The organism is Streptomyces sp. SM1 (assembly GCF_002910825.1).
Taxonomy (GTDB): Bacteria; Actinomycetota; Actinomycetes; order Streptomycetales; family Streptomycetaceae; genus Streptomyces; species Streptomyces okerensis.
On record NZ_NEUB01000963.1, the window covers coordinates 1 to 11,149 of the forward strand.

Genomic DNA, 11,149 nt, shown 5'->3' on the forward strand with positions numbered 1-11,149 from the left:
ATCTGGGTCTCACCGGTCCGCCCGGGCCGCGAGCACGACACCACCTGCGCCCGCCACCACGGCCTGATCGATGCCCTCAACCGGATCGCTGCCGAGCTGGACATGCCGACCCTCGTCGACCTCGGCTACGAGAACGCCGGCGACGGTTTTCGCCACCCGCACAAGAAGCCCGCCGGAGGCGAGCTGACCGAGGCCCAGCAGACCTACAACAAGGTCATCCGCGGCGTCCACGGCGTCTGCGAGCGCGCCAACTCCCTGCTCAAGACCACCTTCAAGGCACTACGCCGGGTCAGCCTCGACCCCAGCCGCATCACGAAGATCGCCGCCGCAGCCCTCGTCCTGCTCCAGCTCGAGTACGACCGCACCATCTGATTAGTCACGCAACGTAATGATCCGTTACTGACAAAGACTCACTATCGTCGGAGACGATCTAAATCACCGGCGATGAGTGCCGCGAGGGCGATTTTGGAGATTTCATGACTGAAGCTTGGATTGCTCTAGATGCGGCAGAGAAGCGCAAGAATTGGAGGGCGGTGGCATACTTCACAGCAATTTGCGTAGGAGTGGCAGTTGCAGTGGTGATATCCGAGAGGGGTGCCTCGCTCTGGTGGATGGTCTCGATTTCCTTCGCATGGCTTATCTCGATGATCTACATAATCAGCCGCGGTTACGGTCGAGCCCTGCTCACTCCTGAAGGGATATCGTTCAGTGGGCTTCTGAGTAGGGGAAGGTCGATCCCGTGGTCGGATGTTATTGATATCGAAAAGCGGCATCATACGGCACGAAGTAACCAGTGGTGGGATTTGCGCCTTGTGCGTGCCAACGGGCGCCCCTTGACAGTTCCGGGAGCCTTCACGAGCAATGGATACGACCCCAAGTTCGAAGCGAAGTACGCCTTGCTGTGTCAGTATTGGCGGCGGGCAACAAGCTGATCAGGGGTGGCGCGTTCTCAGGCTGCGAGTCCGAGCATGACTGAGCCCTTTCCATCCTCACTCTGAGCTGGCCAGATGCAGGGCGAGGACTGCCTGGACGAGGCTGGTGATGCGGGTGGTCGAGCACCGGAGCCTGCGGAGGAGCCGCCAGGCTTTGAGGGTGGCCATGGCCTGCTCGACGAGTGCGCGGACAGGGCTTGATCAAGTTCCGTTGAGGTCGTGCTTGTAGGTGATGCCCAGGATGGGGAGGGCTCGTTCGGGTTGGTCGCGGATGGCGCGGGTGGTCTTCGCGATGTTGGTCGCTCCGAGGGCTTTGAGGGCTCCGATCGCGAGGTTGCGGAGGGTGGCCATGACGCGGGGTGCGTTGCCGGCGTGGACGGTGGAGGCGTCCTCGGCGAAGGTACGGTCGCGGATGGAAGGTCTCGGCACCGGCCCCAGTCGCATTCAGGTCGGCTCCAACTGGTACCCGACGAACCGTCCGCTGATCACCTCCCCTGCGGATGCCGACAACGACGGCACACCGGACCTCTGGGCCAACAGCCCCGACACCGGCAGCGGCTTGTACTTCTATCCCACCGTCACCACCAGTGGTCACGGCACACCCGTCACCGTCGGTTCCAGCGGCTGGCTCGCCTTCCAGGCATTCAGCTGACACGCGACAGGGCCACGCGCTGAGCCTGACGCCTGTGACCGGCAGGCACTCAGCCTGCCGGTCACAGGTCGTACGAGACACGGCTGCGCCCGCCGTCCCCGGCGAGGGGGGCAGGCGGGCGCAGTCGTGCGTGCGATGGGAAGGGGGTTACATGATCGGGTCCGGTTCGCGGGCGAGGTCCGCCGCGCCCACCAGGCCCGCCTTGTTGCCGAGCCGGGCGCCGAGGACGTCGGCGACCGGGCGCCAGTTGCCGCCGACCAGCCAGCGCTTGTAGGACTTGCGGATCGGGCCCAGGACCAGTTCGCCCTCGTCGGAGAGTCCGCCGCCGACGATGAAGGCGGAGGGGTCGAAGAGGGAGGCCAGGTCGGCGAGGCCGGCGCCGACCCAGCGGGCCAGCTCGCGGTAGGAGTCGACGGCCACCCGGTCGCCCTGGCGGGCGGCCATGGAGACGTGCTTGCCCTCGATGCCCTCCGGGGTGCCGTCGCCGAGGGAGAGCAGCGTCTCCGCGTTCTCGGGGGTGGCGTTGGCGCGCTGCTTGGCGTAGCGGACCAGGGCGCGGCCGGAGGCGTACTGCTCCCAGCAGCCCTGCGAGCCGCAGCCGCACAGCAGCCCGTCCGGCACCATGCGGATGTGGCCGAACTCGGCGGCGACGCCGAAGTGGCCGCGGCGCAGCTTGTTGCCGATGATCACGCCGCCGCCGAGGCCGGTGCCGAGCGTGATGCAGATGACGTTGCGGTGGCCCTTGCCGGCGCCGAACTTGTACTCGCCCCAGGCGGCGGCGTTGGCGTCGTTCTCCACGACGACCGGGAGACCCACACGGGCCTCGACCTTCTCCTTGAGCGGCTCGTTGCGCCAGTGGATGTTGGGGGCGAAGTAGACCTCGGAGCGCTGGCGGTTGACGTATCCGGCCGCGCCGATGCCCACGCCGACGATGTCGTGTCCGGCGCGTGCTCCTTCCACCGCGGAGGCGATGGCGTCCACGATCCCCTCGGGCGTGCCCGGGGTCGGCACCTTGTGGGTCGAGAGGATGGTGCCTTCCTCGTCGACCACGCCCGCCGCGATCTTGGTGCCGCCGATATCGACGCCGATGGTGAGTCCCATGAATCCCTCAGTTTCGGTCGAGCCCCGCTACCGCCAACGGTACCCGAGGCGCCGCCCGAGAAGTCCCGGCGTCCGTACGGTGGGCGACCCTCTGGACACCATGGGTGTCCCGCCGGGGCCGTGAGGTGGGGGAGATCAGTCGAGGTCGATGTGCTCGCCGGGGGCGGTGCCCGGGTCGTCGCCGCGGTCGCGGCGGTCGTCGGCGTCGCGGCGGTCGGCGTCCCGGGCCGTCCAGCGGCGCTCCTGGTCCTGGACCGCGGAGCGGTAGGCGGCGAGGATCTCGTTGCCGGCGACGGCGAGGTGGTCGAACACGTCGGGGTTGCGTTCGATGACGGGTTCGACGGCGGCCTTCGCCTGCTGGACGACCTGGCGGACCACCTGCTGCGCGGCGGGGCCCGCGACCGCGCCGAGAAGCGGGGACTGGAGGCCGGAGAGTTTGTCGGTGACCGCGTCGACGAGCTTCTTCAGCTCTTCGGCGGCGGAGCCGGGGGGCGGGCCGTACTGCGCGCGGCGGCGGGCCTTCTCCGCCTCCAGGTCCTCGGCGGCGGCGGTCGCCCACGCGTCGGCGTCGGCTTCCGCGGCGGGCGTCCGTACGTCGTCCGCCGGCTTGTCGACGATCTCGTCCCCGGTGTCGTCGGGCGGGGGGAGCTGTTCGCTCATGACGGACTCCTGACTGCGGGTGGGCACTCTCGACGGTACCCGAACGGCGCGCGTCGCTTCAGCGGGTGCGCGGCCACAGGCCCGGATCCGGCCGGAACCGGACGCGCAGTTCGCCCTCGTGCAGGGCCGCGCCGTCGACGGTGCAGCGGCGCAGTGCGGAGGGCAGCGGGAGTATGCGGCGGAAGGGGCCGGCGGTGACGATCAGTTCGTCGCCGCGTCGGATGAGGTCGAGTCCGTCACGGTGGGCACCGGGCAGGGGGAGGTGCCAGACGAGGACGCCGTCCTCGGCGAGGTGGTCGGTGACCGGCCAGGCGACGGGGGCGGGGCGCGGGGTGAGGCCCGGCACCGCGAGTGCGGCGAGGTCGTCGGCGCCGCGCGGGTCACGGCCCAGGTGGGCGGCCTGGTGGACGTCGTAGGACTCGCGCCACTCCTCCAGGGTCTTGCGCTGCTGGGCGACGGGGCCGGCGAGCCAGCTGTCCGCGTCGCTCTCCGGCAGGACGCGGGTCGCGATCAGCGCGTCGGTGCGCAGTCCGCGCAGGGAGAGGCCGAGGGCGGCGGTGCGGACTGCGTCGGCACCGGCGGGCCCCGGTTCGGCGACCAGGCGTACGACGGTGTCATGGTCGGCGAGTACGGCCTCCACGGCGGCGAGCTGGAGGTCGAGGCGGGCCGCCGTCTCGTACAGCCACTCGGCGGGCATCGGGACTCCGGCGAGGCGGCCGAGTACGGGGCGCAGGGCGCGGGCCGCCTGCCGCTCGGGCGGGAGAAGGCGGCGGAGGTAGCGGCGGAGCTCTTCGGGGAGGGCGAGGAGGGCCAGGGCGCGGAGGGTGGGCGGGAGGTCGACGACGACGAGGCCGTATGCCTCGTCCGAGAGCGTGGCGTCGCGCAGGGCGCGCAGGACGGCGAGTTCCTCGGCTCCGGGGAGGGGGGCGATCTCGTCGGGTTCGAGGCGGGAGGCACCGAGGAAGTCCAGGGCGGAGCCGGCGCGGGTCTGGAGGGCGGCGAGGTCGGTGCGGAAGCCGGCGTCCGGGTCGACGCGGCGGACCGTGAGCCCGGGTGGGGGCGTGTCCCCCAGGACGGGGGTCAGGGTGTCCGTGCGGTCGGTGCCGAGGAGCAGGGTGCGCGTACCCTCGCGGGCTGCGGTGAGGGCGGTGGCGGCGGCGGTCGTGGTGCGGCCGCTGCCGCCGGGGCCCGTGATCAGGAGGGTGCGCATGGGGGTGAACCGTAGCGGAGGGTGGGTACGGACGTGCACCGGAGCGGGGGCTGAGCGGGGGTGGGTCGCGCTGCCCTGCGCTTGAGGGGTGCCGCCGCGCCCACCCGTGCCGCCCTGCGGCACGACTGCCCGCAGTGGGACGGGCGGGTGCCCGCGGCCGGGGGGCGTTACTTCGGGGTTGACTCCACGCGCTTCTTCAGGCCGGCCAGGGCCCGGTCGATGATGACCTTCTCCGCCTTGCGCTTGATCATGCCGAGCATGGGGATCTTGACGTCGACGGTCAGGCGGTAGGTGACCTCCGTCGTGCCCGTGCCCGCCGGGGTGAGGATGTAGGAGCCGTCGAGGGAGCGGAGCATCTGGGACTTGACCAGGGTCCACGAGACCTCGTGGCCGCCGGTCCAGGTGTACGCCAGGGTCTGGTCGTCCTTGATGGCGCCCGCGTCCATGACGAGACGCACCTGTTCGGCGCGGCCCTGTTCGTCGGTCTTGAGGACCTCCGCCTCCTTCACCTCACCCGTCCAGTCGGGATAGCGGTCGAAGTCGGCGATCACCCCCATGACGTCGGCCGGTGCCGCCTCGATGGTGATGCTCGAGCTGGTGTGTTCCGCCATCGCCGTGGCTCCTCCGGATACGGGCCGGTCATCGTCATGCCGTGCGTCAGCCGCACAGCTCACGCGCGTGCAGCGGAAGGCTACCGTGCGCCGGGCCGGCCGAACTCACCCGACCTGGGGCATCCGTCCCCTTCCGGCCTCACCACTCCAGCGCCCAGGGCCGTCCGGTGCTCGCGAAATGCCCCACGTTGACGCATTCGGTGGAGCCGATCCGCATCCGGCGGACCAGCGGCTGGTGCACATGACCGAAGAGGGAGTAGCGGGGCTTGGTGCGGCGGATGGCGTCCAGCAGGGCGCGGCTGCCGCGTTCGAAGCGGCGGGCGACGGTGTCGTAGACCAGCTCCGGCACCTCCGGGGGGATGTGCGTGCACAGCACGTCGACCTCTCCGACGGCCTCGATCTTCGCCGCGTACTCCTCGTCGCCGATCTCGTACGGCGTGCGCATGGGGGTGCGCAGGCCGCCGCCGACGAAGCCGAAGGTCCAGCCGCCGATCTGCACCCGCTGCCCGTCGAGGACGGTGGTGCCGGGGCCCGCGTACTCCGGCCACAGGGGCGGCACGTCGACGTTGCCGTAGGTGGCGTAGGTAGGGGTGGGGAAGGCGGAGAACAGCTCGGCGTACTGCTTGCGCACGGCCGTCCTGATCGCCGTCGCCCGGTCCATGCCGATGCCGGCCCACAGCCGCCGCTGGAAGTCGCGGGCCTCGTCGAAGCGGCGGGCGGTGCGCAGCTCCACGATGCGGTCGGCGTTCTCCGTGCCGAACAGGTCGGGGAAGATACCGCGCGAGTGGTCGGCGTAGTCGAGGAAGAGCACCAGGTCACCCAGACAGATGAGCGCGTCGGCGCCGTCGCCGGCGCGCGCCAGGTCGCGGGCGTTGCCGTGCACGTCACTGACCACGTGGACGCGTGCGCGCCGGTTCCCGCCTGGTGTGGATGCCATGGCGATCAAGGGTAATCGTGCGCGGCACGCGTGAACAATGGCGGGCCTACCTGCGGTTACTGGCTCGTCGGTTCAGGGGTGGACTACTGTGCGCAATGGAACACCAACCTGTGTGACGCAGCGAACATCTGGCGGGGACCCCCTGTCGTAGAAGGCATACCGGCGGGTAACGTCCGGGCAGTCCAGTCATGCTCGGGATTTCACCTTGTGAATTCGCGAGCACCCGCCCGAGCCTTGGACCGCACCGTCGCATCGCACAACGTCGTGGCGCCGGCGCCCTAAGAGGAGCAGCAGTCTTGCGCGAGTTCAGCCTTCCGGCTTTGTACGAGGTCCCCGCGGACGGCAATCTGGCCGACATCGTCCGCCGAAACGCCGCGCAGCATCCCGACGTCGCCGTCATCGCCCGCAAGGTCGGTGGTACGTGGCAGGACGTGACGTCCACCACCTTCCTCACGGAGGTACGGGCTGCCGCGAAGGGCATGATCGCCGCGGGTGTGCAGCCCGGTGACCGGGTCGCCCTGATGTCCCGCACCCGCTACGAGTGGACGCTGCTGGACTTCGCGATCTGGAGCGCGGGCGCGGTCACCGTGCCGGTGTACGAGACCAGCTCGGCGGAGCAGGTGGCGTGGATCCTCAGCGACTCCGGCGTCACCGCCTGCTTCGTCGAGCTCGACGCCCACGCGGCGACCGTGGAGTCCGTACGCGACCGGCTGCCGGGGCTGAAGAACCTGTGGCAGATCGAGGCCGGCGGCCTGGACGAGCTGAACCGGCTCGGCAAGGGCGTCACCGACGAGACGGTCGACGAGCGCAGCTCCGTCGCGAAGGCGGACGACCCGGCGACCATCGTCTACACCTCCGGCACCACCGGCCGCCCCAAGGGCTGTGTGCTGACCCACCGCAGCTTCTTCGCCGAGTGCGGCAACGTCGTGGAGCGGCTGCGCCCGCTGTTCCGCACCGGTGAGTGCTCGGTGCTGCTGTTCCTGCCGCTCGCCCACGTCTTCGGGCGGATGGTGCAGATCGCGCCGATGGTGGCGCCGATCAAGCTGGGCCTCGTGCCGGACATCAAGAACCTCACCGAGGAGCTGGCCTCGTTCCGGCCGACGCTGATCCTCGGTGTGCCGCGGGTCTTCGAGAAGGTGTACAACTCGGCGCGGGCCAAGGCGCAGGCCGACGGCAAGGGCAAGATCTTCGACAAGGCGGCGGACACGGCGATCGCCTACAGCCAGGCGCTGGACACGCCGTCCGGGCCGCCGGTCGGCCTGAAGATCAAGCACAAGGTGTTCGACAAGCTGGTCTACGGCAAGCTGCGTACGGTGCTGGGCGGGCGCGGCGAGTACGCGATCTCCGGCGGCGCGCCCCTGGGCGAGCGGCTGGGCCACTTCTTCCGCGGCATCGGCTTCAGCGTGCTGGAGGGCTACGGGCTGACCGAGTCCTGCGCGGCCACCGCGTTCAACCCCTGGGACCGGCAGAAGATCGGCACGGTCGGGCAGCCGCTGCCCGGCTCGGTCGTCCGGATAGCGGATGACGGCGAGGTGCTGCTGCACGGCGAGCACCTCTTCAAGGAGTACTGGAACAACCCGGCCGCGACCGCCGAGGCGCTGGCCGACGGCTGGTTCCACACCGGGGACATCGGCACCCTGGACGAGGACGGCTACCTGCGGATCACCGGCCGGAAGAAGGAAATACTGGTGACGGCGGGCGGCAAGAACGTCGCCCCGGCGGTCATCGAGGACCGGATCCGGGCGCACGCGCTGGTCGCGGAGTGCATGGTGGTGGGCGACGGGCGGCCGTTCGTGGGCGCGCTGGTCACCATCGACGAGGACTTCCTGGGCCGGTGGTGTGCGGAGCACGGGAAGCCGGAGGGGTCCACGGTGGCGTCGCTGAGCCAGGACCCGGATCTGCTGGCCGCGATCCAGACGGCGGTCGACGACGGGAACGCGGCGGTCTCCAAGGCGGAGTCGGTGCGGAAGTTCCGGGTGCTGCCGGCGCAGTTCAGCGAGGAGTCCGGGCATCTGACTCCGTCGTTGAAGCTGAAGCGGAATGTCGTGGCCAAGGACTACGCGCACGAGATCGAGGCGATCTACGCCAAGTAGGCGGGGCGGGGCGGGGCGGGGCGTTGTGGGGCGTTGTGGGGGGGGTGCCTCGTGAGCGGTGTCGGCGGGTGCGGGTCGTACGTGGTTTCTCGCGCAGTTCCCCGCGCCCCTGGGGGGTTGTTCCGGACGGCGCTGCTCAACGCGGGCTCGCCGGAGCAGCTTTCGGGTGCCTCGTGAGCGCCGTCGGCGGGTGCCGGTCATGTGTGGTTTCTCGCGCAGTTCCCCGCGCCCCTCGGTGGGCCGTCCTCGGCGGCGTTGTTCAGTGCAACCTCCTCAGAGCAGTTTCTTCAGGCGCTCGGCCAGGAGGTCCCAGCGCCACTTCTCCTCGACCCATGCGCGGCCCCGCTGTCCCATGCTGCGGCGGAGTTCCCCGTCGGCGAGGAGGGTGGTGAGACGGTCGGCCGTAGGGGCGGGGCCGTCGCCCGGGACCACCCAGCCGGTCTCGCCGTCGAGGACCGCGTCGGGCGCGCCGCCGGAGTCGCCGGCGACGACCGGGAGGCCGGTCGCGGAGGCTTCCAGGTAGACGATGCCGAGGCCCTCGACATCCAGGCCGCCGCGCCGGGTACGGCAGGGCATCGCGAAGACGTCACCGGCGCCGTAGTGGGCGGGCAGTTCGGACCAGGGGACGGAGCCGGTGAAGCGGACGGACGCGGAGACGCCGGTGTCGTGGGCGAGACGGCGCAGGTCCTTCTCGTAGGGGCCGCCGCCGACGATCAGCAGCACGGCGTCCGGCTCGGCGGCCAGAACGGCGGGCATCGCCCGGATCAGGGTGTCCTGGCCCTTGCGCGGCACCAGCCGGGAGACGCACACCACCACCGGGCGGTCGGTCAGGCCGAGCCGTGCCCGCACCTCGTCGCCGCCCGAGGAGGGGTGGAAGGTCTTCTCGTCGACGCCGGGCGGCAGTTGCACCATCCGGGAGGCCGCCTCGGGGCTGAGCGCGGAGGCGATCCGGGAACGGGTGTACTCGCCGAGGTAGGTGATCGTGTCCGTGGACTCCCCGATACGGCGCAGCAGTTGGCGCGCGGCGGGCAGCTGGGCCCAGCCGGCCTCGTGGCCGTGGGTGGTGGCCACGATCCGCTCGGCGCCCGCGCGGCGCAGAGCCGGTGCCATCAGGCCGAGGGGCGCCGCCGCCCCGAACCACACCGAGGTGCACCCGTGTTCGCGCAGCAGCCCGACGGCCCGCCGGGTGGCCGCCGGGGTCGGCAGCAGCATCGTCGTACGGTCGCGTACGACGGTGAAGGGCTGCTCGGCGTCGAAGGCGGCGGTCGCCTCGACGCCCTCCCGGGAGCGCTTCCAGGTGGAGGCGTAGACGACGAGGCGCTCGGGGTCGAGCCGCAGCGCCATGTTGTGCAGGAACGCCTGGATGCCGCCGGGCCGGGGCGGGAAGTCGTTGGTCACGATCAGGGTCTGGTGCATCGTCGCAGACCCTACCGAACGGCGGTTCCGTCATCCGCCACGGCGGTGGTCGGTGGCACGTACACCGGGGTCCGGGACATCATGGCCCCTCACGACAGCGACGACGGCACACCGGACGGGCAGGCAATCACGTGAAGACGACGGCCGCACGAGGGTCCCTCCCGGGGCTCCTGGTCATCTGGGGGCTGACGAGGACGGCACTGCTGCTGTGCGTGCTCAAGGTGATCGTCTTCCCGGGGCCGGACGTCACGAGTGACGTGTCGGTGATCTACCGGGGCTGGTACGACGTGCTGAGCACCGGAACGTTCCCGCTGGACGACGTGACCTGGCAGTATCCGCCCGCCGCCGCGCTGGCGGTCCTCTCCCCCGGTCTGCTGCCGTTCCTGGAGTACGCCACCGCGTTCTTCGTGCTGGCCTTCGTCGCCGACCTGGTCACGCTGGCGCTGCTGCTGTACGCCGGCCGCGGTCCGGGACGGACGCGCCGCGGTGCCTGGGTGTGGGTGGCGGGCGTGCCGCTGCTCGGACCGACGGTGTACGCGCGCTACGACGTGATGGTGACGGCGGTGGCGGTGGCCGCGCTGCTGGCCGGCGCCCGGCACCCGCGGCTGATGGGGGCGCTGGTGGGGTTCGGGGCGCTGGTGAAGGTATGGCCGGCGCTGCTGCTGCTCGCGGTGCGCGGGCGCGGGGCGTGGGTGTCGGCGGTGGTGACGGGGGTTGGCGTGGCCGCGCTGTTCGCCGTGCTGATGCCGGGGGCGTTCGCGTTCCTGGGGTCCCAGCGGGACCGGGGCACGGAGGTGGAGTCGCTGGGGGCGCTGGTCTTCCACGTGGCGCGGCATCACGGCTGGGAGGGCGAGGTGCTGCTGAACTACGGGTCGGTGGAGTTCCTCGGGCCGTATGTGAGCTGGGTGAGCACCGGGGCGCTGTTCCTGACGGGGGCGGCGTTCGCGTGGCTGGTGCTGTGGCGGGTGCTGGCATGCCGGTTCGAGCCGCACACGGTCGCTGACGCGGCGTTCGTGGGGGTGCTGATGTTCACGGTCACGAGTCGGGTGATCAGTCCGCAGTACATGGTGTGGCTGGTGGGGCTGGCGGCGGTCTGCCTCTGTTTCCGGGAGAGCCGGATGGGGGTGCCGGTGGGGATGGTGCTGGTGGCCTGCCTGGTGACGGTGCTGGAGTTTCCCGTGTGGTTCGCCCATGTGGTGGCGAGCGATGCGCTGGGGATCTCGTTGTTGGTGGTGCGCAATGGGCTGCTGGTGGCGGCGGGCCTGTTGGCGGCTCGCACGCTGTGGGGCACGACCGTGCCGGGGCGTCGGGCGATTCCCACGGCGTCGGGTTCGGCCCGGGCCGCGGAGGTGCGGGTCCCGTCCTGATCCGGGCGCTCGCGGTTGCGGTTGCGGTTGCGGTTGCGGTTGCGGTTGCATGCGGTTACGGGGGTTCTCGGGTTAGCGGGGTCGGTGCTGGGCGGGGGGTGGTTGCGCGGCCCGGCGCTCGCGGGGTGCCGTCGCGCCCACCCGTGCCGCCCCAGCGGCACGACTGCCCG

General features: G+C 70.9%; 12 protein-coding genes and 1 pseudogene. 5 read left to right on the top strand and 8 right to left on the bottom strand.

Going from position 1 to position 11,149, the window contains the following annotated elements:
* Window positions 1-372, top strand: a 372-nt coding sequence (locus tag B9S61_RS33610) for a transposase family protein (RefSeq protein ID WP_146064936.1), incomplete at its 5' end; no start/stop codon positions are given.
* 272 nt (window positions 373-644) lie between these two features.
* Complete coding sequence (locus tag B9S61_RS43610; RefSeq protein WP_374936267.1) at window positions 645-932, top strand: PH domain-containing protein; 288 nt, start codon at window positions 645-647, stop codon at window positions 930-932.
* 57 nt (window positions 933-989) lie between these two features.
* On the opposite strand, the pseudogene B9S61_RS33615 reads toward B9S61_RS43610, so the two are convergent.
* Both B9S61_RS33615 and B9S61_RS33620 read right to left on the bottom strand, forming a co-directional pair.
* Window positions 990-1,124: pseudogene (locus B9S61_RS33615) on the bottom strand (IS5/IS1182 family transposase); the annotation flags it as partial.
* Window positions 1,125-1,133: 9 nt separating this feature from the next.
* Complete coding sequence (locus B9S61_RS33620; RefSeq protein WP_308457807.1) at window positions 1,134-1,361, bottom strand: hypothetical protein; 228 nt, start codon at window positions 1,359-1,361, stop codon at window positions 1,134-1,136.
* Here B9S61_RS33620 and B9S61_RS33625 point away from each other — a divergent pair.
* A complete protein-coding gene (locus tag B9S61_RS33625) occupies window positions 1,345-1,584 on the top strand; it encodes a hypothetical protein (RefSeq protein ID WP_181007650.1) in 240 nt (79 codons plus the stop codon). The genes B9S61_RS33620 and B9S61_RS33625 overlap by 17 nt on opposite strands.
* Window positions 1,585-1,731: 147 nt before the next feature.
* Here the strand turns inward: B9S61_RS33625 and B9S61_RS33630 are convergent, their stop codons facing one another.
* The 5 genes from B9S61_RS33630 to B9S61_RS33650 form a co-directional block, all read right to left on the bottom strand.
* Window positions 1,732-2,685, bottom strand: coding sequence for an ROK family glucokinase (locus tag B9S61_RS33630; RefSeq protein WP_103545556.1), 954 nt, complete (start codon window positions 2,683-2,685; stop codon window positions 1,732-1,734).
* A gap of 135 nt (window positions 2,686-2,820) precedes the next feature.
* Window positions 2,821-3,345 carry a DUF5304 domain-containing protein gene (locus tag B9S61_RS33635; protein WP_103545557.1) on the bottom strand — a complete coding sequence of 175 codons (525 nt, stop codon included), beginning with the start codon at window positions 3,343-3,345 and terminating at the stop codon, window positions 2,821-2,823.
* 58 nt (window positions 3,346-3,403) lie between these two features.
* Window positions 3,404-4,555 carry an ArsA family ATPase gene (locus tag B9S61_RS33640; RefSeq protein ID WP_103545558.1) on the bottom strand — a complete coding sequence of 384 codons (1,152 nt, stop codon included), beginning with the start codon at window positions 4,553-4,555 and terminating at the stop codon, window positions 3,404-3,406.
* Window positions 4,556-4,722: 167 nt separating this feature from the next.
* Window positions 4,723-5,166 (bottom strand): SRPBCC family protein, encoded by a 444-nt coding sequence (locus B9S61_RS33645; protein ID WP_103545559.1) that lies wholly within the window; start codon window positions 5,164-5,166, stop codon window positions 4,723-4,725.
* 139 nt (window positions 5,167-5,305) lie between these two features.
* Window positions 5,306-6,103: a metallophosphoesterase gene (locus B9S61_RS33650; RefSeq protein WP_103545563.1), complete on the bottom strand. Its 798-nt coding sequence runs from the start codon at window positions 6,101-6,103 to the stop codon at window positions 5,306-5,308.
* Between the two features lie 296 nt (window positions 6,104-6,399).
* Here B9S61_RS33650 and B9S61_RS33655 point away from each other — a divergent pair, with 296 nt between their 5' ends.
* A complete protein-coding gene (locus B9S61_RS33655; RefSeq protein ID WP_103545560.1) occupies window positions 6,400-8,196 on the top strand; it encodes a long-chain fatty acid--CoA ligase in 1,797 nt (598 codons plus the stop codon).
* Between the two features lie 273 nt (window positions 8,197-8,469).
* Here B9S61_RS33655 and B9S61_RS33660 read toward each other — a convergent pair whose 3' ends face one another.
* Window positions 8,470-9,612: a glycosyltransferase family 4 protein gene (locus tag B9S61_RS33660; protein WP_103545561.1), complete on the bottom strand. Its 1,143-nt coding sequence runs from the start codon at window positions 9,610-9,612 to the stop codon at window positions 8,470-8,472.
* 131 nt (window positions 9,613-9,743) lie between these two features.
* Between B9S61_RS33660 and B9S61_RS33665 the strand changes: the two genes are divergently transcribed.
* Window positions 9,744-10,979: a glycosyltransferase family 87 protein gene (locus tag B9S61_RS33665; RefSeq protein ID WP_103545562.1), complete on the top strand. Its 1,236-nt coding sequence runs from the start codon at window positions 9,744-9,746 to the stop codon at window positions 10,977-10,979.
* The last annotated feature ends 170 nt before the right edge of the window (window positions 10,980-11,149 follow it).

Excerpts from the sequence above, each read along its gene's own strand:
- B9S61_RS43610 (WP_374936267.1), top strand. The coding sequence starts at position 645 with ATGATCTACATAATCAGCCGCGGTTACGGTCGAGCCCTGCTCACTCCT.
- B9S61_RS33625 (WP_181007650.1), top strand. The coding sequence starts at position 1,345 with ATGGAAGGTCTCGGCACCGGCCCCAGTCGCATTCAGGTCGGCTCCAAC.
- B9S61_RS33630 (WP_103545556.1), bottom strand. The coding sequence starts at position 2,685 with ATGGGACTCACCATCGGCGTCGATATCGGCGGCACCAAGATCGCGGCG.
- B9S61_RS33635 (WP_103545557.1), bottom strand. The coding sequence starts at position 3,345 with ATGAGCGAACAGCTCCCCCCGCCCGACGACACCGGGGACGAGATCGTC.
- B9S61_RS33640 (WP_103545558.1), bottom strand. The coding sequence starts at position 4,555 with ATGCGCACCCTCCTGATCACGGGCCCCGGCGGCAGCGGCCGCACCACG.
- B9S61_RS33645 (WP_103545559.1), bottom strand. The coding sequence starts at position 5,166 with ATGGCGGAACACACCAGCTCGAGCATCACCATCGAGGCGGCACCGGCC.
- B9S61_RS33650 (WP_103545563.1), bottom strand. The coding sequence starts at position 6,103 with ATGGCATCCACACCAGGCGGGAACCGGCGCGCACGCGTCCACGTGGTC.
- B9S61_RS33660 (WP_103545561.1), bottom strand. The coding sequence starts at position 9,612 with ATGCACCAGACCCTGATCGTGACCAACGACTTCCCGCCCCGGCCCGGC.